This is a genomic window from Rhodoferax sp. (assembly GCF_013297935.1).
In the GTDB taxonomy this organism is placed as follows: domain Bacteria; phylum Pseudomonadota; class Gammaproteobacteria; order Burkholderiales; family Burkholderiaceae_C; genus Allorhodoferax.
The window spans coordinates 1-19,642 of record NZ_JAAFIX010000021.1 but is presented as its reverse complement, the minus strand read 5'-3'; the positions used below and the strand labels follow the sequence as shown (position 1 = coordinate 19,642).

The window sequence follows — 19,642 nt, the reverse complement described above, 5'->3', positions numbered from 1 at the left end:
AAAAATATCAGCGCATAGACGCTAAGGACCGAAATGCGCCAAACACCTGTAAGCAACGTTCCCACTTTCTCAGCTCCTGATCCGCAACTGTTACATGCTCGCTTGGTAGGATACATCCGCTCACGAGCAATGGGCGTGCGTTGGATCACGCAAAAAAAAGAGCCTGCGGTTGCAGGCTCACGTTGAATACAACGTTGCTAACAGGTTGAACAGAACACTTAGCCCTGCTGCGCCAATTGCTGCTCCAACTGGTGCAGCACGCGGTAGCAGTCGAGCACGCGGCCAACGCTTGAGTTGGGTTCGCGCCCTTCTTTGATGGCAGCAAAGAACTCGCGGTCTTGCAGTTCGATGCCGTTCATGCTGACGGCCACTTGGCTCACATCGATCTTCTCTTCCTTGCCGGTGTAAAGGTCGTCGTAGCGGGCGAGGTAGGTGGCCGTATCGCCGATGTAGCGGAAGTAGGTGCCCAGGGGGCCGTCGTTGTTGAAGCTCAGGCTCAAGGTGCAGATGGCACCGTTGGCCGCGCGCAGCTGGATGCTCATGTCCATGGCAATGCCCAGCACCGGGTGGATGGGGCCCTGGATGGCGTTGGCCTGCACGATAGGGCTATTGGCCTGGTAGGCAAACAGGTCCACGGTGTGCGCCGCGTGGTGCCACAGCAAGTGGTCGGTCCAGCTACGGGCCTGGCCCAGCGCGTTGGTGTTGGTGCGGCGGAAGAAGTAGGTCTGCACATCCATTTGCTGGATGTTGAATTTGCCGGCCGTGATTTGCTCATTCACATACTGGTGGCTGGGGTTGAAGCGGCGGGTGTGGCCGCACATGGCCACCAAACCGGTCTTCTTTTGCTCGGCCACCACGGCCTCGGCACCGGCCCAGCTGTCGGCCAGGGGGATTTCCACCTGCACGTGCTTGCCGGCCTTCAGGCAGGCCAGCGTTTGCTCGGCGTGCATCTGGGTGGGGGTGCACAAAATCACAGCGTCCAGCTCAGGGATTGCCAGGCTTTCCGACAGCTCGGTGGTCACATGGCCGATGCCGTATTGGGCAGCCACTTCCTTGGTTTTGTCCAGCTCACGGCCGATGAGGGAGATGACTTCCACACCGTCAATGTTCTTGATGCCGTCCAGGTGCTTGACGCCGAAAGCGCCCGCGCCAGCCAGCGCGACTTTGATGGTTTTGCTCATATTACGTGTTCTCCAAAATCAAATGTCCCACCGCCGTGTTGCTGGCGGGTACATGGTAAAACCGGTGCTTAACCCGCACAGAATGTGCGCGAGCCGCTTCCAAATCTGTAGCATCGTAGGGCACGTCTGACATCGCGCCACGGGCAATCAGCCACATCACCAGCTCAATGCCTTCGCTGCCGGCTTCGCGCACGTAGTCGATGTGCGGTGTGGCGGCGCAGGCGGCGGGGTCGGCAATCATCTGGTCCAGCCAGGCGTTGTCCCACTCGCGGTTAATCAGGCCGGCGCGTGCACCCTGCAGCTGGTGGCTCATGCCGCCGGTGCCCCAGATGTGCACGTTGATATCTTCGTCGTAGCTCTCCACGGCTTTGCGGATAGCCTTGCCCAGGTTGAAGCAGCGCTGGCCGCTGGGCACGGGGTACTGCACCACGTTCACGGCAAACGGAATAACCGGGCAGGGCCAGGCGTCCTTGACAGGGTCCTTCTCACCGCACATCAAGCTCAGGGGCACGGTCAGGCCGTGGTCCACGTCCATCTTGTTGACGATGGTGAGGTCGAAGTCCTGTTGAATCACCGAGTGGGCGATGTGCGCCGCGAGGTCGGGGTGGCCCTGCACCTTGGGCACAGGGCGGGGGCCGAAGCCTTCGTCCGCCGGGGTGTACTCGGCGGCGGTGCCAATGGCGAAGGTGGGAATCAGGTCCAGGCTGAAGGCGGTGGCGTGGTCGTTGTAGACCAGAAAAATCACATCCGGCTTGTTGTCCTTCATCCACTGTTTGGAGAAGTCGTAGCCGGCAAACAGGGGCTTCCAATAGTCTTCCTGCGTTTTGCCGAGGTCCATAGCAGCGCCAATGGCGGGGACGTGGGAGGTAAATACCGATGCGGTTATGCGGGCCATCAGGCGCTCTCTTTCTTGCCGGCTTGGCCTTGGGGTTGGTGGTGGGCTTGGGCATCGCCGTCTTCGCCCACGTAACGGTTGCCTTCAGCCGAGCGGCCGCCGGCCATCATCATGGCGCGGTACTCGACCTCGGTCATGCCGGTCATGCTGCCAGCCATTTGCTGAAAGCTCAGGCCGTGGGTAGAGCCGATTTTGGCCAGGAAGTAGATGTTGCCGCCCAGCTGCATGGCGCGGTTCAGGTCCATGTCGATGACCGACTGGCGCTGCTCTTCGCTCATGGGCCATTCGTTCAGGTAGGCGCGCTGGTCGGCTTTGAAGCGGGCGCGGTTCTCGGGCTTCATGAGGCTCATGCAGAACTGGTTAAGCCAGTAGCCTTTGCGACTTTGCTCGGCATCAAAAATGATAGTGCCGGGAACGTCCTGGTAGGGTTTTTCGAGTGACATGTCAGTCCTTCAGGGTTTCGGGCCAGTAAAGGCGATTGGGGTTGTCTACCAGCAGCTTCTGTTGCAGCTCGGCGGTGGGCGCAATGTGGGGAATGAATTCCACCAGCAGGCCGTCGTCAGGCATGTGGTCCTTCAGGTTGGGGTGCGGCCAGTCGGTGCCCCACAACACGCGGTCCGGGAACTGCTCGACGATGCGCTTGGCAAACGGAACTACATCGCGGTAGGCGTTTTGCTCGCCATCCAGCGCCTTGGGGCCGGCTACGCTCAGGCGCTCGGGGCAGCTCACTTTGCTCCACACATTCTGGTGCTCACGCATGAACTTTTCAAACAGCGCGAACTGTGGGCCATCTACGGGCAACGACACATCGGGCCGGCCCATGTGGTCCACCACCACGGTGGTGGGCAGCGCGGTGAAAAAGTCCCACAGCTCGGGCAGGTCGACCGCCTCGAAATAGATCACTATGTGCCAGCCCCACTTGGCGATACGGCCCGCAATTTCCAGCAACTCGTCCTTAGGGGTGAAGTCCACCAGGCGCTTAACGAAGTTGAAGCGCACTCCGCGCACACCGGCGTCGTGCATGGCCTGGATTTCTTCGTCGGTCACGCTGCGCTTGACGGTGGCCACACCGCGCGCTTTGCCATTGCTGGCCAGCAGCGCGTCCACCATGGCGCGGTTGTCGGCACCATGGCAGGTGGCTTGTACCACCACGTTTTTCTCAAAGCCCAGGTGGTCGCGCAGGGCGAAGAGCTGGTGCTTGGACGCATCGCACGGCGTGTACTTGCGCTCGGGCGCATAAGGGAACTCTGCGCCGGGGCCGAACACGTGGCAGTGGGCATCGACAGCGCCTGCAGGCAGTTGGAACTTAGGCTTGGCCGGGCCGGTGTACCAGTCCATCCAGCCAGCGGTCTTGGTGAAATCACCCGAAGTAGGTTTGCTCATAGTGGGCTTTCAGTCGATGTATTTCAAACCCAGCGCCGCCAAGGGCTCGCGCATCTTGTACATGTCCAGCCCCAGCACGCCGGCAGCCAGCTTCTCGCGCTTTTCGCCTTCAAAGCTCTCGCGCTTCTGGGCAGCAGCCAGTGTGGCGGCGACGCGTGCTGCGGGCACGCAGACCACACCGTCGTCATCCGCCACGATCACATCACCCGGTGTGACCAGCATGCCGGCACACACGATTGGAATGTTGACCGAACCCAAGGTCGCCTTGATGGTGCCCTTGCTGCTGATGGCCCTGCTCCACACCGGGAAGCCCATGCGCTGCAGCTCTTTCACATCGCGCACACCGCCTTCGATGATGAGACCGCGTGCACCACGGGCTTGAAAGCTGGTCGCCAGCAGGTCGCCAAAGAAACCATCGGTGCACTCTGCAGTGACCGTGGCCACCACGATGTCGCCGGGCTGGATTTGCTCGGCGGCCACATGCATCATCCAGTTGTCACCGGGTTGAAGCAACACGGTCACCGCCGTGCCGGACACCTGAACGCCGCTCTGGATGGGGCGCATATAGGGCTTGAGCAGGCCCACGCGGCCCATGGCTTCGTGCACAGTGGCAGAGCCCAGAGCGGCCAAGCCGTCAGCGGCTGCGCGGTCTGCGCGGATGATGTTGCGATAGCAAACGCCTAGTTCGTACATGTCTAAATCTCCTCAGTGTTTCTCATCGGTTTTCTTCTGGACCCGCAGCAGAGCAGGGGCAAGTACCTTCGTTCATGTCCCCCGCCCGCTGCGCGGGCTCCTCCTTGACTTCACTACGGCACTCACCCCTACTCTGCTGCTGCGAAGAAGTGTCTTTTCTGTTCGCACGTCCAATTCGCACCGTAAGGCTCGGGGTGGCTATGCGTTTTGCGGAGGTCAAGGAGGAGCCCGCAAAGCGGGCGGGGGACACGCAGCAAAACGCGTAGCCACCCCGAGCCCTCCACAAGCGCAAAAAACTCAGCGCCCCTTGGCCTTCAAAGCCGCATCCAGCCGCGGAAACACGCGCCGCGCATTGCCTTCATAGATCTGATGGCGGTCGTCCGCACTCAATATCTTGCTAGCTTCGATATAGCGCTTGGTGTCGTCGTAATAGTTACCGGTCTGCGGGTCAATGCCGCGCACCGCGCCGATCATTTCCGACGCAAACAACACGTTCTTCACCGGAATCACGGTGTTGAGCAAGTCGATGCCGGGCTGGTGGTACACGCAGGTGTCGAAATAAATGTTGTTGAGCAAGTGCTCTTCCAGCAAAGGCTTCTTGAGTTCCTGCGCCAAACCTCGGAAGCGACCCCAGTGATAAGGCACCGCGCCGCCGCCGTGCGGAATCAGGAACTTGAGGGTGGGGAACTGCTTGAACAGGTCACTGGTCAGGCACTGCATGAAAGCCGTGGTGTCGGCATTCAGGTAGTGGGCGCCGGTGGTGTGAAAGCACGCGTTGCAACTGGTGCTGACGTGAATCATCGCGGGGATGTCGTACTCCACCATCTTCTCGTAAATGGGGAACCACGCCTTGTCGCTCAAGGGGGGCGATGTCCAATGGCCGCCGCTCGGGTCAGGGTTCAGGTTAATACCCACGTTGCCGTACTGCTCCACACACTTCACCAGCTCGGGGATGCAAGTGGCAGGGTCCACGCCAGGGCTTTGCGGCAGCATGGCGGCGGGAATGAAGTGGTCCGGGAACAGCTGGCTCACGCGGTAGCACAGCTCGTTGCAGATGGCGGCCCAGGTGCTGGAGACATTGAAGTCGCCAATGTGGTGGGCCATGAAGCTGGCGCGCGGGCTGAAGATGGTGAGGTCGGAGCCGCGCTCGCGCATCAGGCGCAATTGGTTGCTCTCGATGGTCTCAATCAGCTCGTCATCACTAATCTTGAGGTCTGCCACCTTGGGGCCCAGTTCGGGGGTGTTGAGGTTGGCAATCTGGGCATTGCGCCAGTTCTCCAGCGCCTTGGGGGCGGTGGTGTAGTGGCCGTGGCAGTCAATGATCATGGGTGTCTCCGGTGATGTTGTAGGTGTGGTTGTTTAGGCGGGCTCCATGCCCTCGCGCAGCTTGGCAGCGTTCGCCTCGGGCGACGCCATGTAGGCCAGCAGCGCGCGAGCTGCGGGCTCTTGGGTGCTGCGGGCACCGATGCCGGCGCAAAAAGTAGTGGTGATCTGGATACCGGCCGGCAAAGGCCCGACGATGCGGATGCCTTTTACGTGAATCAGCTCGCTGAGCTGCTGAAAGCCCAGCGCCACCTGCCCCTGTGCCACCAGCGAGCCCACCGGCACACCCGGGGGCGCCTGCACGAGGCGGCTTTGAATTTCGTCGGCAATACCCCAGCGCTCAAACAGCTTGGCCAAGGCCACGCCGCTCGGGCCGGTGGAGTAGCTCACGGTAGGCGCAGCCAACACGGCAGCGCGCATAGCGGCCTCTGAGCTGATGTCGGGTGCCGCAGCACCCTCTTTCACGGCAACCGCCACACCGGAGTGCACCAGGTCGACCCGGCTGCCCGCCAGCAGGTGCCCTGCCGCCAGAAGTTTGTCGATAGCGTCAGAGGCCAAAAACACAATGTCGAACACCTCGCCGGCCTGTACCCGCTTGGCGGCATCGACCCCGCCGACCGACTCCAACGCCAGTTGCAAGCCGGTCTGGGCCTGGTAGGCAGACGCCAAGGCCACCAGCACCTGGCGGGTGGCCATGGACGAGATAGACGTCAACACCGGGGACGCCGTGGCGGCAAGAGGGTCGGGGGATTGCATGGCAGGTATTCTGGTCGTGCGGGCGGCATTTGATAAGCCAAGCAGGCAACTAGCAGCTATCTCATATCGGCATAATTCAAGCTCAGCTATTCACAGAAGAAACTTGGTCATTGGAGCGTTACCTTATGGATTTGAAACAGTTGGAGTACTTTGTGCGCGTGGCCGAAATGGGCAGTTTCACGCGTGCGTCTATTTCTCTGGACGTTGCCCAACCGGCACTCAGCCGGCAAATTCGCCTCTTAGAAGTGGAGCTGCGCCAGAACCTGCTGACCCGCAACGGGCGGGGTGCCGTGCCTACCGAGGCGGGCAAGCTGCTGCTCGAACACGGTCGCGGCATCCTCCACCAGGTGCAGTTGACGCGGGAGGAGCTGGGCGCCGCACGCGGTGCCTTGGCCGGGCGGGTGTCGATAGGGTTGCCGCCCAGCCTGTCCAAGCTGATCACGGTGCCGCTGGTCAAAGCCTTTCGCGAAGCCCTGCCCCACGCCCACCTGACCTTGACCGAGGGCTTTTCGGTCCAGATGCACGAGGGCCTGCGCCTGGGCAACCTCGACATGGCGGTGCTCTACAACCCCGGACAAAGCAGCGAACTGGAAATGAGCACGCTGGACGAGGACGAGCTCTCCCTCATCTCCCACAACCCGATGGGCAGCCAAAAAGGCAAGGCCCGCGCGGCACCGGCCCTGAGCTTGCGGGATGTGGCGGAGCTGCCACTCATCTTGCCCAGCCGGCCTAACGCATTCCGCATCCTGCTAGAGGGCGAAATGATGAGCATGGGTCGCCGCCCCGAGGTACTGCTGGAGGTGGACGGGCTCAACGCCATCCTCAACCTGGTGAAAGAAGGCATGGGCCACGCCGTGCTGCCGAGCTACACCTTGAGCAATTTCGACAACCCCGAGACCTTTACCGTGCAGGCCATCCACAGCCCGCGCATCATGAGCCAGCTCATGCTGGTCTGGTCGGCCCGCCGCCCGACCACACAAACCCAGCGCAAGGCCATGGAGGTGGTGAGCGGGGTGGTGCTGGAGGCGATTCACCGCTGACTTGCCGTTGAGTCAACCCTGATTCAGCAGCCCGCCGGATTACTGCATAGCAGGTATGCCGCCAGCGACTAGCCGCAAGGACCGGCTTGCGCGGACACTGGCCCCCCAGCTCAACCGACGGAGACATTTCCTTGACCAAAAATACTACAAAAATCATAGCTACTCGCGCAATCGTGGTGTGGGCTAGCTGCCTTTTTCTTCATTTACCCGGCCAAGCACAGACCGCTGCGGCCTACCCGGCCAAATCGATCCGGCTGGTGGTGCCTTTTACGCCGGGAGGGTCGTCGGACATTCTGGCGCGTGCGATCGGGCAGAAACTCAACGAAGCGTGGGGCCAGCCGGTCGTCATTGACAACGTGCCGGGGGCGGGCGGAGCCATTGGCGCGGACAAGGTGGCCAAAGCGCCGGCGGACGGCTATACCTTGCTCATGGGGCACATCGGCACCCTGGCGGTGAACCCCACGCTGTTTCCGAATTTGCCCTACGACCCGATCAAAAGCTTCGCCCCCGTGGCCTGGGTGGCCCGGGTACCCAATGTGCTGGTGGTGCACCCCGGCGTGCCCGCCAAAAACGTGAAAGAACTGGTGGCACTAGCCAAGTCCAAACCGGGGCAGATGAACTATGGCTCAGGCGGTAACGGCAGCGCGGCCAACTTGGCCACCGAGTACTTCAAGCTGCAAACCGGCACCTCGCTCTTGCACATCCCCTACCGCGGCACCGCGCCCGCGATCACCGACCTGGTGGGCGGACAAACGCAGTTGCTGTTCACAGGCGCACCTGCGGTGATCAGCCAGATCAAGAACGGACAGTTGCGCGCCCTCGCAGTCTCCAGCCCCAAGCGCATGGACGCCCTGCCCGACCTGCCCACGGTGGCGGAAAGTGGCTACCCCGGCTTTGAGGCCGACCAGTGGTACGGCGTGGTGGCGCCTGCCGGTACGCCCACGGACGTGATCACCAAGCTCAACACCCAGATCAACTTGGCGCTGAACTCCCCCGAACTCAAAAACCGGCTCAATGCCGAAGGCGCCATAGCCACCCCCGATACCCCGGCCAACTTCGGCAAACTCATTGCCAAAGAGATTGCGCGCTGGAAACCGGTGATCAGCGGCGGGCGGGTGCGCGCGGACTGAGCGAACTCAGAGCGGGTAGTGCTTGAGCATCCACAACAACACGTTAAGGGTGAAAAACGAGCCGATGGTGGCGGCCAGCAAGGTGGCTGCACTCACCTCTTCATGGCCGTACTTCAGCGCAAGAATGGGGTAGACGCCTAGCATGGGCATGGCGGCAAACAGTAGCGCCGCGGTGCGCAGCTGCGGGTCGGCAATCGGCACGACGAAGGTGAAGGCCAGAAACACACACAGCGGGTGCAGCACCAGCTTGCCGAAGGTGATCTGCCCCACCAGCCGGCGCTTACCCTTGAGCTGCAAGCCCACCAGCGCCCCGCCAATGACAAACAGGGCCAGGCCGGTCGTGACCTGCGAGAACAGCGTAATGGTGCGGGCCACCGGGCTTGGCAAGGTCCAGCCCATGACGGACACCAGCAGCGCCAGCGGTATCACCACCAGCATGGGCGTGCGCACCCAGCCCCGGGCAATGTCCAGCAGCACAGTGCGCCAGGGGCGGTGGGCGCCGGCATCGGCGTTGTCGGCCAGCGTGAGCAGCACGGGGAGTTTGATGAGGTTTTCCAACAGCATGTTGAGCGCCAGCGCCACCGGCGCAATGCTGCCGAGCACCAGCTGCACCACGGGGTAACCCATGTAGCCGCTGTTGGAGCAGCCGGTCCCCATGGCGAAAAAGGCGCGGTAGCTGCCGGCGCTGCGGTTGACATAGCGGGCCCACAGGTAGCTGCAGAGCAACATGGCCCCGGAGCCCAAGCCGTAGGCCAGCAGGTAATCCATGTGCATAACGTCTTTCAGCGGACGCTGGGCAATGGCGTTGAACAGGAGCGCCGGCAAGGCCAGGTTGAGCACAAACTTGCCCAGCACGCGCAGATCGGGTTTACTGAACACCCCCATGCGGGTGCAAAGATAGCCTAGAGCAATACAAACATAAATGGGGCCGGTAATGGCCAGGATATCGAGCATCAGAACCTGTCAGTGGGTGGGGCGGGGAGCGCTTCTGCACGTAGCACCAGCGCCCCTAATTGATAGCCAAATTGGCAGCTAGCCCACACAAGCCATGCGCGAGCAGCTATCAAATGTATAGCGCATTAGAGGCGCGGCACACCGGCTTTGGCGATGACCTCGCCCCAGCGCTTGATGTCACTGGCGAGCAACTCGCCCAATTTCTCGGGGGTGGAGCCGCGGGCAGACACATTCAGCTCAAACAGCTTCTTCTTCACATCGGGGTGGGCCAGCGCGGCCTGCACTTCCTTGTTGAGGCGAGCAATCACGTCTTTGGGCGTTTTGGCGGGAGCAGCCAGCGCGTTCCATGAAGACACGTCAAAGTTAGCCACCCCGCTTTGCATGACGGTGGGCACATCAGGCACCTGCGCTGCGCGCTCGTCCCCCAGAATGGCCAGCGGGCGCAAGGCCTTGGAGCTGACCTGGCCCATCATGGGCCCGAGGATTTCGATGGCCACATCGACCTGCCCACCACGCAGCGCGGTGGTGAGCGCCGGTGTACCGTTGAACGGGACGATCAAGAAGTCCAGCCCCGTGCGGGACTTGAACAGCTCGGCCGCCAGATGCTGAGTACTGCCAATGTTGATGGTGCCCACATTGAGCTTGCCGGGGTTGGCCTTGGCGTAGGCCATGAGTTCACCCAGGTTTTTGTAAGGCGCGCTGGCGGAGGCCAGCACCGCAAGATCAAAGTAACCCAGGGTGGAGACGGGTGCGAAGTCGCGCACCGCGTCGAACGGGAGGCTCTTGAACAAGCCAGCGCTCACTGCGGTGCCGTTGGACATGAGCAGCAAGGTGTGACCATCCGGCTCGGCCTTGGCCACTGCCTCGCCAGCACCCACCCCACCGGCACCGGGTTTGTTGTCGATGATGATCGGCTGGCCCAGCGATTCCGCCATTTTTTGCGCGACCGTGCGCGCCGTCAGGTCTGCCACACCACCCGCGCCGAATGGCACCACGATGCGGATAGGTTTGCTGGGGAAGGGTTCGGCCGCGGCCGGAAGTGCAGCGGTCAAAGCCGACAGAGCGATGGCAGCGAGCGTGCCACGACGGGAAATACGGTTCATGCATGTCTCCTTTTCTAATAAAAAGAGCTGCTAGCGCTTATAGAGTAAGCGCCAGCAGCTCTTATTTCGATAGCAAGCCGGGGTTACCGGGCTACGCCCAGCAGGCGGTCCAGCAGCTCCGGCTGCTCGCGCAGGCTTTGCGCCGTGCCGCTGTGCACCACGGTGCCGCGGTCCAGCACCGCAGCGGTGTCGCTGATGGCCAGAATGGCCTGCGGGTGCTGCTCCACGATGATGGCCGAGAGGCCCTCCTCGCGGGTAATGCGCCGGATGGCCCGCAGCAACTCCTGCACGATGATGGGCGCCAGGCCTTCACACGGCTCGTCCAGCAGCAAGATGGTGGGGTTGAGCACCAGCGCGCGGCCCACGGCCAGCATTTGCTGCTCGCCCCCTGAGAGCTGTGTGCCCAGGTTGGTTTTGCGCTCCGCCAAGCGGGGAAAGAGCTCGTACACCCGCTCGGGTGTCCACATGGCGGCCTTGCGGCCTGCGCGGGCCGGGCGTGCCACGGCGGTCAGGTTTTCGTCGACAGTGAGCGACTTGAAAATGTTGCGCTCTTGCGGCACCCAGCCGATACCGGCGGCAGCACGCTCGTGCTGCGGCATTTTGTGTAGGACTGCGCCCCCTAGGTGCATGGTGCCGCCGTGCTGGCGGGTGGCACCGGCCAGGGTGTTCATGAAGGTGGTTTTGCCGGTGCCGTTGCGGCCAAGCAGCGCCAGAGTTTCCCCTTCGTTGATGCTGACGGACACGCCGTGCAGCACCACCGCCTCGCCGTAACCGGCGGACAGGTTTTCGACTTTCAGTAGTTCGGTCATGCGTGGGCTCCTTCGCCTTCGGCGTGGCCAAGATAGACCGCCTTGACCTGCGGATCGTTGGCGATTTCTTCGGGGTTGCCCTCGGTGAGCATGGTGCCGTTGACCAGCACCGTCATGCGGTTTGCAAAGCTGAAGACCAGATCCATGTCATGTTCAATCAAAAGGATGGACACATCCGCCGGCAGGGCCGCCACGGTTTGCAGCAACTCTTCACGCTCGCCGGCCGGCACACCGGCCACGGGCTCGTCGAGCAGCAGCACGCGGGGCTCGCAGGCCAGCGCAATCGCAATTTCCAACAAGCGGCGCTTGCCGTAGGCCAGCACCCGGGTTTCCTGGTGCATGACGCTGCTGAGGTGGAACTGCTCCAGCAGTTGCTCGCTCCGCTCGACCACGCTGCGATTGGCACCCAAGGGCTGCCACCACTTGCCGCCCAGACCCTTGTGCTGGCTGACCACCATGGCCAAGGTTTGCATCGGGCTCATGCTGTCGAACAGCTGGTTGATCTGGAAGGTGCGCACCATGCCACGGCGCACACGCTGGTGCGGGGCGAGGTGGGTGATGTCCTCACCCTCGAGCACGATGCGACCCTCGGTGGGCTGCAGCACGCCGGTCAACAGGTTGATGAGCGTGGTTTTGCCGGCGCCGTTGGGACCGATGAGCGCATGGCGTGCGCCTTTTTGCAGGTTCAGGGTGACGTTGTTGGTGGCGGTGATGCCGCCGAACTTCATCACCAGCCCTTGCGCGCTGAGTACGGTATTGGAATTCATGGAACTAGAGGTGGCGCTCATGCAGCACCGCCTTTCTTTTTGGAGGACGATGCACCGAACCAGGTCCAGGGGCGCACTACGCGCTCGCGGCCCACCAGCATTAGCACCACCAGAAAGAGGCCGATCCAGAAGGTCCAGTACTGCGGGGTAATGCTGGAAATAGCGTCTTGCAACACCTTGAACACGATGGCACCGATCACGCCGCCATACAACCAGCCCACCCCGCCGATGACCAGCAACAGCACGAGGTCGGCCGAGCGGTGGAACTCAAACACGTCCAGCGAGGCAAAGCCCGTGGTCTGCGCCAGCAGCGCGCCGGCCATACCGGCAGCACCTGCCGCCACGGTGTACGCCACGGCAATGCGGCTGGCCACAGGAATGCCGATGGCCATAGCGCGCAAGCGGTTGTCGTGAATGGCCTTGAGCGTGCCGCCGAAGGGCGAGTTCACGAAGCGGCGTGCCAGCACAAACATGATGAACAACACCACGATGGAATAGGTGGCGGCCGTGCTGCCGTACAGGTCGAACTCGAAGCGGCCGAGCAAGGGGCCCATCATCACGCCCTGCAGGCCGTCGGCACCGCCGGTGAGCCAGTCGAGTTTGTTGGCCAGCTCCATCAGGATCAGGCCCACGCCCATGGTCACCATGAGGCGGGTCAGGTCGGTGCCGCGCTGCACCGTCACGCTGCAAATAGCACCCAACACCGTGGACACGGCCATGGCCACCGCCAAGCCGAACAAGGGGTCGGGGTTGATGTGCTTGGAGAACAAGGCCGCGGTGTACGCGCCCATGCCGAAGAAGGCCGCGTGGCCCAGCGACACGATGCCGGTGTAACCGAGGATGATGTCCAGCGACAGCGCAAACAGCGCAACGATGGCAATCTCATTGATGATGAGCGCGTGGGTGTTCATGACCCACGGTGTTGCCAGGGCCACCGCCCAGAGCAGCAGCTCCCACCAGCGCCAGCGACCGGCGCGCATCAGGATATTGGTGTTGTTCATGGAAGAAGAGTCCGAGGTAGTCATGCCTTGCCGCCTTTGCGCACAAAGAGGCCTTGCGGGCGCCAGACCAGGATGATGATCATCAGGCTGTACACAATGAAGGCGCCGAGTTTGGGGATGTAGTACTTGCCGGCCACGTCTGCAATGCCCAAGAGCAAAGCTGCCAGGAGCGGGCCGGTGATGCTGGAGGTGCCGCCTACGGCCACCACGATCAAAAAGTAAATCATGAACTTGAGCGGGAAGGTGGGGTCCATACCCAGCACATCGGCCCCCAGCGCGCCGCCCAGACCGGCAAGGCCGGAGCCCACGGCAAAGGTAGCGAGAAAGACTACGTTCACATTGATCCCTAGGCCGGCCGCCACACGCTGGTCGTCCACCGAGGCCCGCAAGCGGCTGCCGAAGCGGGTTTTGGTCAGGATGTGCTGCAGCGCGATGGTGAGGGCCGCGCACACGGCAATGATGAACAGGCGGTAGTGGCCCATGCCCAGCATCCAGGCGCCCTCACCGATTTCGGTGCGGCCCTTGAGCCACTCAGGCAGCTGCATGATCTGCTGGGTGGAGCCTACAAAATAATCCACCGCGGCCACAGCCATGAAGGTCAGGCCGATGGAGAACATCACCTGGTCCAAGTGGGGCCGTTTGTACAAGGGGCGGTAGAGCGTGCGCTCCAGGATAGCCCCCAGCACGGCAGAGGTGAAGAAGGCGATAGGCAAACACAGCAGGAAGGGCACGTTCAGGCGCTGCATCAAGAGCACTGTCACGTAGCCGCCCACCATGGCAAAGGCGCCGTGTGCGAGATTGACAAAGTTCATCAGGCCCATGGTGACGGCGAGGCCGACCGCGAGGATGAACAACAGCATGCCGTAGGCAATGCCGTCAAAGAGAATGGTCAACATAGAAGTGGTGTCCGGGTCTTTGTTGCTGGAAATCGGCAGAATCCGGGCAACAAAAAAGCGAAGGGGTTGCCATCGCTTTTTTGCCTGCAGACTGCCGCCGGTCGCCAGCGGTCAGGTAAGTTGATTAACGGGCTTTGCCGGGGTCTTTGACGTCTTTGATGACATCAAATTCCACGTTGTACAGCTGGCCGTCTTTCTTCTCCACTTTGCGCAAGTAGATGTTTTGCACGATGTCACGTGTCTGCGCGTCGATGAAAATCGGGCCGCGCGGGCTCTCGAAGATCTGGCCCTTCATGGCCGCCAACAAGGCGTCACCGCCACCTTGGCCCTTGGTGACCTTGAGTGCTTCGTAAATCACGCGCATGCCGTCATAGCCACCGACGGCCATGAAGTTGGGGCGAAGGTTGTTATTAGCCTTTTTGAAGGCCTCTACAAACTTCTTGTTGACAGCAGAGGGGTGGGCTGCCGAGTAGTGGTGGGAAGTGACCACGCCCAAGGCACCGTCGCCCATGTCGTTCAACTGGTCGTCATCCGTGATGTCGCCGGTTCCGATGAGTTTGATGCCCGCCTTGTCCATACCACGCTCCAAGAACTGCTTCATCACCGCAGCGCCGGCGCCGGAGGGCACAAACACGAATAGGGCATCCGGCTTCAAGTCGCGCACTTTTTGCAGAAAAGGGGCGAAATCAGGGTTGCGCAGGGGCACGCGCAAGGTGTCAACCACTGTGCCACCGTTGAACAATAGGCGTTCTTTGAAAAACTTTTCTGCGTCCAAACCCGGGCCGTAATCGGACACCAGGGTCACCACTTTCTTGATGCCATTTTTAGGTGCCCAATCCGCAATGGAAACCGATGCCTGTGGCAGCGTGAAGCTGGTGCGCACGATATAGGGCGAGGCTTCGGTGATACTCGAAGTTGCCGCCGCCATCACCACTTGAGGGGTCTTGGACTGGGTCGCCAAAGGCGCTGTGGCAAAGGCAGATGGAGTGATACCAAAACCGGCCAAGACATTGACTTTGTCATTGACGATCAGCTCTTGCGCCATGCGCTTGGTGACATCGGGAATGCTGGTGTCGTCCTTGATGATGAGCTGGATTTTTTTCCCGGCAACGGTGTCGCCGTTTTGAGCCATATATAGCTTGGCGGCCGCCTCTATTTGCCGACCAGTGGTAGCCTGCTGCCCAGTCATCGGCAGGATCAATCCGACTTTAAATACATTGTCCTGAGCGAACACGGCGGAGCCCGCGAATGCCAACGTGGCGAGGGTAGTTGCACGCAAGAAGTGGCGTTTTTTCATGTGTTGTCTCCTAAACGGTTTTTGAATCACACTGCCTGCGACTATCGCCCTTTGCCCCGGCTATTGCAACCGTGGATATGCAATCTTTGTTATTCCATTTTGCAATATCCGGAGCGTTTTTTGGTTCCTATCTGGTGTTTTGCCAACTTCATTGGGCTTAGAAGGGCTGGACTGATCCCAATTGGCGGCGTAGGTGAGCATTTTCTGCCTCCAGTTGTGCGACACGCTCGCGCAAAGCCTCCATCGTCCATTCCGTGGTGTCGCTAGGCGCGGCTTGCACTTCTCCGCCGGACGGCGTTGGCGCGTTGGCGGCCATGGCTTCGCGTGCGGTGCGTTTCGCATCACGGACGCGCTTTGCAGCCAACTTCAACTCTTCTTTACCGGCGGTAGCGGCAGCCACTTGCTCTTGCTCCGGCAAGCTCGCGACGGCGGCAGCCGCGTTGATGGAGATAACCCCGGACTTCACCGCGGCGACGAGTTCAGGGGCCGCTTGCTTTTGAATTTTTTCAATCATCACCACCTGGCTGCTGCTCAGGCGTGCTGCTTTGGCGAGTTCTTCGCGACTCTTGAAGCCTCCGCCTGCATCGGCAACGGCAGCCGGGTTGGCGGTGCGCCCTTCTTCACTGCTTGCAGGCTCGTCGCCCGCGTGAGCCGGGGCCGCGTCTGTCAATGCACCCTTGCGGCGACTGGCAAGAATCTCGCGTTTGCGAAGTGCCAGCACTCCACGCTGAAAGTCCGAGACACTGCGCCGGCCGAGGTGTTGGTCGATCATCCAGAGATGGACATCATCCATGGACTGGAAGAGGGTGCTTTGGATAGTTTGAAACGGAAGGCCGTGCTGTTTGCAGATGCCGTATCGGTTGTGCCCGTCAACCAGCACATCACCCCAGAGGACCAGCGCGTCGCGGCATCCTTCTGTCAATATGCTGCGCTCCAAGGCGGCATGCTCTTCGGGGGTGAGCGGATCAATGTAGGCCTTGAGTTCTTCGTTGACGATGATGTCCATTCTGGGCGAGCCTGCGCAAAAGGGCTGGATTGTAGGCGAGGGGGAGCTCAGGCCTTTGCCGCAAACTGATTGAGGTACTGCATAAATGCCACGGCCAGCGGTGATAGCTGTTTCCCTCGCAGATGCACCGTGTACCAATTGGAAGTGAGCGGGAATCCGTCCACATCGAGGACAGCGAGTCCCTGCCCTGCGATGTCGGGGCCTAGTGCGTGGCTGGACACCACCGACAGACCCAAGCCACCGGCAACGGCTTGTTTGAGTGATTCGTTGCTGCCCATCTCCAGGCGAATGCGCGGCACGAAGTTACTGCGTGAAAAATAGGCGTCCGCACTGAGTCGGGTCCCCGAGCCTTTCTCACGTAGGACAAAGCGCTCCATATGCAAGTCAGCCAGCGCCACCTTTGCGCGATCCACCAGCGGATGGGCCAGTGGTGCGATTAGCACCAGGGGGTTGGGCAGGAAGGCATGGACTGCAGCATCAATATCCGCCGGGGGCTTGGACATGATGTAGAGGTCATCCACGTTGTCACGCAGGCGCTGGATGACACCATCGCGATTGAGTACTTCGAGAGAGATTTCAACGTCGGGATGCATCCGGCAGAAATCACCAAGCAAGCGCGGTGTGAAGTATTTGGCAGTGCTCACCACCGCTAGGCGCAAGCGGCCGGCCGTCAGCCCTTTTTGCGCAGCAATGGCTTGGTGAAAGCGCTCCCACTCTTGCATCAGTTGGGTGGCTGTGGCTTCAAGTTCCTTACCTGCTGCGGTCAGGTGCAGCTTTTTGCCCGTTACCTCGTAAAGCGGGAGGCCGACCACATCGCCCATTTCCTTGAGCTGCATAGACACCGTCGGCTGGGTCACATGCAAGGCCCGGGCAGCCGCCGTAATGCTGCCGTGCTCGACTACCGCAAGAAAGGTTTTGAGCTGGCGACTTGAGAGAAGCATCGATTTTTATCTATGTTATTTCGTTTTTTATTTGATTTTACTTTATGTATTTTGAAGTCTACCATCGCCGCACTTTTTAAGGACTTGTGATGCAGGCACTTTTGGACCCGGCGATTCTCTTTTTCCTGCTCGGGCTCACGGCCGGCTTTTTGAAGTCGAATTTGGAGATTCCTCCGCAGGTGTCCCGCTTTTTGGCCTTGTACCTGTTGATGGCCCTAGGTCTAAAAGGAGGCTTTGCGCTTTCCAAATCGGGGTTCAGCAGCGATGTGGGGCTCGCGCTAGGTTTGGCACTGCTACTGGCTTTCGTGATTCCGGCGATCAGCTTTCTGCTCATGCGGCGGCTAGTTGCGCCTTTTGATGCCGCGGCGGTGGCTGCGACCTATGGTTCGGTTAGTGCCGTCACGTTCATCACTGCCATTCAGTATCTGGAGTCCAAGGAGCTTGCCTTCGGTGGCCATATGGCTGCCGCAATGGCGCTCATGGAGTCACCTGCCATTATTTTGGCCATCGCCCTCGCCAGCCGCTTGCGCCACCAAGGCGCACCACAGATAGTTAATAACGCGCCCAGAACTACGGGCCTGAAGGGTGTGCTCCATGAGTCATTGACCGATGGAGCGCAATTCCTCTTGTTAGGCTCCATGGCGATTGGTCTACTCACCGGCCACGAAGGCAAGGTCGCCATGGAGCCATTTACCGGCAACCTGTTCAAAGGCATGCTCGCATTCTTCTTACTGGATATGGGAGTGAGCGCTGCAAAGAATTTGCCGCAGTTACGAGGCCAAACCCCGTGGATCTATGTGTACGCACTCGCAGCCCCGCTGGTGCATGCTGCATTGGCGCTGCTCGTGGGCTATGCCGCAGGCCTCGCTGCGGGAGACCTAGCTCTGTTAATGGTACTGGCAGCCAGTGCCTCGTACATTGCCGTTCCTGCAGTCTTGAAACACTCTATGCCGGAGGCAAACTCGGCGCTTTATCTTGGCATGTCACTGGGCCTGACACTGCCCCTCAACCTGCTAGTGGGTATTCCGCTTTATGTCCACATTGCATTCCGATACGGCGGTGCTTAATCCAGATCCTGCAGTTAAAGACGATTGGAATACGGCAATAGTGCGCTGGCCGCTGCGATGCGCTCACTCATGGGGAGAGACGTGTTGTTCATAGCGGCGCAGAGAAATTCCGTGGGTGTGATTTGCCCCTCGGGGCCAAGCTCAGCACTTGGAGTTGATTCTGGGGCCTGGCGCGTTGAAGGTGTAAGCGAAAGAGCCTCAATCTTCACACTATGGCTCTGGCTCAGTTTGGCCAGCACATAGTCGAATTGGTCTGGAGTCATAGAACCCAGCCGCGATAGCATGTCAGCCTGCTGATCCCGCTGAGGAGGTACATCTACCCAAGGCTCTTCCCCGAATACTGCCGCAAGATCCCTGGTGATAAACGCGGACCAGCGGTCAGTGCCACTCAGGTTCCGCGGGATAACGAGAAATCCTGGCTGAAAATCGGTGGTTTCTGCTGCGAGCATCGGCATGCAGCCAATCCGATTGACCGAGACATCGGGTAAAAAGTGAGCCACCAATCCATCAAGAAATTGGTGGCCGATTTGGGCACTAAAGGGGTTCGAAACAGAGAACCAGAGCTGTATGCCGTCAACGCCGTTCACGGCAATAGCAGGAGGCGGAAGCTTCCAGTCATTTACAAAGCTGTGCCATACCGGTGCAAGCAAAGCCCAGTCAGCCGGGCGGGCGACTTCTAAGACCATCACCCTCGTGATAGAAGTATCAGCGATCTCCGTGTTTGCGCCCGCAAAACGTCCGTAAAGCCGCTCCAGCTCAAGAGCGAGCCTGTCTTTGCTTGGGATCAGAAAAGAAGCCGCGCCTGACATCTTCATCCGCGCTATGGGCAACTTACTGCTTGGCTTCTTGTTCAGCCAGTTCTTTGCAAGAAGGCGCACACACGGTGTGAGACTTGCCGATCAACTTGCGTGTTTTCAAGAATTGACGCGAGCGATGCTTTCCGCACAAAAAGCACGACATAGTCGCAGCTCCAAGGTATGAAGACTCCAGGAATGGCGAGCCTCCCGCTTTGGACTTGTAGTTCAAACCATCATTCACGATGGTGTCTTTGGTAGGTGATTTAGCCATCTAACTTCTCAATATCAAGCGAATAGCGCTTGAGCTAGGCGATTTGCACGCAGCTTTTACCGTTGACAGTCACACGGCAAGATTTGAACCTGCGTGCCCGTAGACGGCCCGAGATTGTGCCACAAACAAAAAAGGCTCACCTAGGTGAGCCTTTTTGCCGTGAGAACACGATTTTATTGGTTGCGGAGGCTAGATTTGAACTAACGACCTTTGGGTTATGAGCCCAACGAGCTACCAGGCTGCTCCACTCCGCGTCAAGACTTTAATTATAACCTATTAAGCCTTCACTTCTTCAGAAGTTGCAGAAACTTCTTCAGAACGCTCAACCAATT

At 60.2% G+C, this 19,642-nt stretch carries 21 protein-coding genes and 1 tRNA gene; 3 read left to right on the top strand and 19 right to left on the bottom strand.

The annotated features are described in order from the left end of the window. Window positions 1–218: 218 nt before the first annotated feature. The 7 genes from QZW03_RS16935 to QZW03_RS16905 form a co-directional block, all read right to left on the bottom strand. Window positions 219–1,181 carry a Gfo/Idh/MocA family oxidoreductase gene (locus QZW03_RS16935; RefSeq protein WP_296511234.1) on the bottom strand — a complete coding sequence of 321 codons (963 nt, stop codon included), beginning with the start codon at window positions 1,179–1,181 and terminating at the stop codon, window positions 219–221. A 1-nt stretch (window position 1,182) separates the two neighbouring features. After that, the gene (locus QZW03_RS16930; protein ID WP_296511233.1) at window positions 1,183–2,076 is read right to left on the bottom strand and encodes a class III extradiol dioxygenase subunit beta; all 894 of its coding nucleotides are present in this window, start codon (window positions 2,074–2,076) and stop codon (window positions 1,183–1,185) included. Then, complete coding sequence (gene ligA / locus QZW03_RS16925; RefSeq protein WP_296511232.1) at window positions 2,076–2,519, bottom strand: protocatechuate 4,5-dioxygenase subunit alpha; 444 nt, start codon at window positions 2,517–2,519, stop codon at window positions 2,076–2,078. Before ligA ends, QZW03_RS16930 begins: the two co-directional genes overlap by 1 nt. Before the next feature lies 1 nt (window position 2,520). Continuing rightward, window positions 2,521–3,459, bottom strand: coding sequence for an amidohydrolase family protein (locus tag QZW03_RS16920; RefSeq protein ID WP_296511231.1), 939 nt, complete (start codon window positions 3,457–3,459; stop codon window positions 2,521–2,523). Window positions 3,460–3,468: 9 nt separating this feature from the next. Continuing rightward, complete coding sequence (gene ligK, locus QZW03_RS16915) at window positions 3,469–4,152, bottom strand: 4-carboxy-4-hydroxy-2-oxoadipate aldolase/oxaloacetate decarboxylase (RefSeq protein WP_296511230.1); 684 nt, start codon at window positions 4,150–4,152, stop codon at window positions 3,469–3,471. A gap of 297 nt (window positions 4,153–4,449) precedes the next feature. Next, a complete protein-coding gene (locus tag QZW03_RS16910) occupies window positions 4,450–5,478 on the bottom strand; it encodes an amidohydrolase family protein (protein WP_296511229.1) in 1,029 nt (342 codons plus the stop codon). A 33-nt stretch (window positions 5,479–5,511) separates the two neighbouring features. After that, window positions 5,512–6,231, bottom strand: a complete 720-nt coding sequence (locus QZW03_RS16905; RefSeq protein WP_296511228.1) for a substrate-binding domain-containing protein — start codon at window positions 6,229–6,231, stop codon at window positions 5,512–5,514. 125 nt (window positions 6,232–6,356) lie between these two features. Between QZW03_RS16905 and QZW03_RS16900 the strand changes: the two genes are divergently transcribed. Further along, a complete protein-coding gene (locus tag QZW03_RS16900; RefSeq protein WP_296511227.1) occupies window positions 6,357–7,271 on the top strand; it encodes a LysR substrate-binding domain-containing protein in 915 nt (304 codons plus the stop codon). 173 nt (window positions 7,272–7,444) lie between these two features. Then, window positions 7,445–8,401 (top strand): tripartite tricarboxylate transporter substrate binding protein, encoded by a 957-nt coding sequence (locus QZW03_RS16895; protein ID WP_296511235.1) that lies wholly within the window; start codon window positions 7,445–7,447, stop codon window positions 8,399–8,401. A 6-nt stretch (window positions 8,402–8,407) separates the two neighbouring features. Here QZW03_RS16895 and QZW03_RS16890 read toward each other — a convergent pair whose 3' ends face one another. From QZW03_RS16890 to QZW03_RS16850, 9 genes are all read right to left on the bottom strand, one after another. Continuing rightward, the gene (locus QZW03_RS16890) at window positions 8,408–9,355 is read right to left on the bottom strand and encodes an AEC family transporter (protein WP_296511226.1); all 948 of its coding nucleotides are present in this window, start codon (window positions 9,353–9,355) and stop codon (window positions 8,408–8,410) included. A 125-nt stretch (window positions 9,356–9,480) separates the two neighbouring features. Beyond that, entirely contained in the window at window positions 9,481–10,458 is a 978-nt protein-coding gene (locus tag QZW03_RS16885; protein ID WP_296511225.1) for a tripartite tricarboxylate transporter substrate binding protein, read from the bottom strand. 83 nt (window positions 10,459–10,541) lie between these two features. Next, window positions 10,542–11,267, bottom strand: a complete 726-nt coding sequence (locus QZW03_RS16880; protein ID WP_296511224.1) for an ABC transporter ATP-binding protein — start codon at window positions 11,265–11,267, stop codon at window positions 10,542–10,544. Beyond that, entirely contained in the window at window positions 11,264–12,055 is a 792-nt protein-coding gene (locus QZW03_RS16875; protein WP_296511223.1) for an ABC transporter ATP-binding protein, read from the bottom strand. Before QZW03_RS16875 ends, QZW03_RS16880 begins: the two co-directional genes overlap by 4 nt. Then, window positions 12,052–13,059, bottom strand: coding sequence for a branched-chain amino acid ABC transporter permease (locus QZW03_RS16870; protein ID WP_296511222.1), 1,008 nt, complete (start codon window positions 13,057–13,059; stop codon window positions 12,052–12,054). The genes QZW03_RS16875 and QZW03_RS16870 overlap by 4 nt, the downstream gene beginning before the upstream one ends. After that, the gene (locus QZW03_RS16865) at window positions 13,056–13,931 is read right to left on the bottom strand and encodes a branched-chain amino acid ABC transporter permease (RefSeq protein WP_296511221.1); all 876 of its coding nucleotides are present in this window, start codon (window positions 13,929–13,931) and stop codon (window positions 13,056–13,058) included. The genes QZW03_RS16870 and QZW03_RS16865 overlap by 4 nt, the downstream gene beginning before the upstream one ends. 124 nt (window positions 13,932–14,055) lie before the next feature. Next, window positions 14,056–15,228 carry an ABC transporter substrate-binding protein gene (locus QZW03_RS16860; RefSeq protein ID WP_296511220.1) on the bottom strand — a complete coding sequence of 391 codons (1,173 nt, stop codon included), beginning with the start codon at window positions 15,226–15,228 and terminating at the stop codon, window positions 14,056–14,058. 157 nt (window positions 15,229–15,385) lie between these two features. Continuing rightward, complete coding sequence (locus QZW03_RS16855) at window positions 15,386–16,234, bottom strand: plasmid replication/partition related protein (protein ID WP_296511219.1); 849 nt, start codon at window positions 16,232–16,234, stop codon at window positions 15,386–15,388. Window positions 16,235–16,281: 47 nt separating this feature from the next. Next, window positions 16,282–17,175 (bottom strand): LysR family transcriptional regulator, encoded by an 894-nt coding sequence (locus QZW03_RS16850; protein ID WP_296511218.1) that lies wholly within the window; start codon window positions 17,173–17,175, stop codon window positions 16,282–16,284. 89 nt (window positions 17,176–17,264) lie between these two features. Between QZW03_RS16850 and QZW03_RS16845 the strand changes: the two genes are divergently transcribed. Beyond that, window positions 17,265–18,242, top strand: a complete 978-nt coding sequence (locus QZW03_RS16845; RefSeq protein WP_296511217.1) for a sodium-dependent bicarbonate transport family permease — start codon at window positions 17,265–17,267, stop codon at window positions 18,240–18,242. Between the two features lie 14 nt (window positions 18,243–18,256). Here QZW03_RS16845 and QZW03_RS16840 read toward each other — a convergent pair whose 3' ends face one another. The 3 genes from QZW03_RS16840 to QZW03_RS16830 all read right to left on the bottom strand — a co-directional run bounded on the left by QZW03_RS16840 (window position 18,257) and on the right by QZW03_RS16830 (window position 19,564). Next, on the bottom strand, window positions 18,257–19,120 hold the full coding sequence (locus QZW03_RS16840) for a hypothetical protein (protein ID WP_296511216.1): 864 nt from the start codon (window positions 19,118–19,120) through the stop codon (window positions 18,257–18,259). Continuing rightward, entirely contained in the window at window positions 19,074–19,310 is a 237-nt protein-coding gene (locus QZW03_RS16835) for a hypothetical protein (protein WP_296511215.1), read from the bottom strand. The genes QZW03_RS16840 and QZW03_RS16835 overlap by 47 nt, the downstream gene beginning before the upstream one ends. 177 nt (window positions 19,311–19,487) lie before the next feature. Continuing rightward, window positions 19,488–19,564: transfer RNA gene (locus tag QZW03_RS16830), tRNA-Met, on the bottom strand. Window positions 19,565–19,642: the final 78 nt, after the last annotated feature.

Excerpts from the sequence above, each read along its gene's own strand:
- QZW03_RS16885 (WP_296511225.1), bottom strand. The coding sequence starts at position 10,458 with ATGAACCGTATTTCCCGTCGTGGCACGCTCGCTGCCATCGCTCTGTCG.
- ligA (WP_296511232.1), bottom strand. The coding sequence starts at position 2,519 with ATGTCACTCGAAAAACCCTACCAGGACGTTCCCGGCACTATCATTTTT.
- QZW03_RS16875 (WP_296511223.1), bottom strand. The coding sequence starts at position 12,055 with ATGAGCGCCACCTCTAGTTCCATGAATTCCAATACCGTACTCAGCGCG.
- QZW03_RS16855 (WP_296511219.1), bottom strand. The coding sequence starts at position 16,234 with ATGGACATCATCGTCAACGAAGAACTCAAGGCCTACATTGATCCGCTC.
- QZW03_RS16865 (WP_296511221.1), bottom strand. The coding sequence starts at position 13,931 with ATGTTGACCATTCTCTTTGACGGCATTGCCTACGGCATGCTGTTGTTC.
- QZW03_RS16850 (WP_296511218.1), bottom strand. The coding sequence starts at position 17,175 with ATGCTTCTCTCAAGTCGCCAGCTCAAAACCTTTCTTGCGGTAGTCGAG.
- QZW03_RS16900 (WP_296511227.1), top strand. The coding sequence starts at position 6,357 with ATGGATTTGAAACAGTTGGAGTACTTTGTGCGCGTGGCCGAAATGGGC.
- QZW03_RS16890 (WP_296511226.1), bottom strand. The coding sequence starts at position 9,355 with ATGCTCGATATCCTGGCCATTACCGGCCCCATTTATGTTTGTATTGCT.
- QZW03_RS16860 (WP_296511220.1), bottom strand. The coding sequence starts at position 15,228 with ATGAAAAAACGCCACTTCTTGCGTGCAACTACCCTCGCCACGTTGGCA.
- QZW03_RS16845 (WP_296511217.1), top strand. The coding sequence starts at position 17,265 with ATGCAGGCACTTTTGGACCCGGCGATTCTCTTTTTCCTGCTCGGGCTC.
- QZW03_RS16920 (WP_296511231.1), bottom strand. The coding sequence starts at position 3,459 with ATGAGCAAACCTACTTCGGGTGATTTCACCAAGACCGCTGGCTGGATG.
- QZW03_RS16880 (WP_296511224.1), bottom strand. The coding sequence starts at position 11,267 with ATGACCGAACTACTGAAAGTCGAAAACCTGTCCGCCGGTTACGGCGAG.
- QZW03_RS16835 (WP_296511215.1), bottom strand. The coding sequence starts at position 19,310 with ATGGCTAAATCACCTACCAAAGACACCATCGTGAATGATGGTTTGAAC.
- QZW03_RS16930 (WP_296511233.1), bottom strand. The coding sequence starts at position 2,076 with ATGGCCCGCATAACCGCATCGGTATTTACCTCCCACGTCCCCGCCATT.
- QZW03_RS16910 (WP_296511229.1), bottom strand. The coding sequence starts at position 5,478 with ATGATCATTGACTGCCACGGCCACTACACCACCGCCCCCAAGGCGCTG.
- QZW03_RS16870 (WP_296511222.1), bottom strand. The coding sequence starts at position 13,059 with ATGACTACCTCGGACTCTTCTTCCATGAACAACACCAATATCCTGATG.
- ligK (WP_296511230.1), bottom strand. The coding sequence starts at position 4,152 with ATGTACGAACTAGGCGTTTGCTATCGCAACATCATCCGCGCAGACCGC.
- QZW03_RS16935 (WP_296511234.1), bottom strand. The coding sequence starts at position 1,181 with ATGAGCAAAACCATCAAAGTCGCGCTGGCTGGCGCGGGCGCTTTCGGC.
- QZW03_RS16905 (WP_296511228.1), bottom strand. The coding sequence starts at position 6,231 with ATGCAATCCCCCGACCCTCTTGCCGCCACGGCGTCCCCGGTGTTGACG.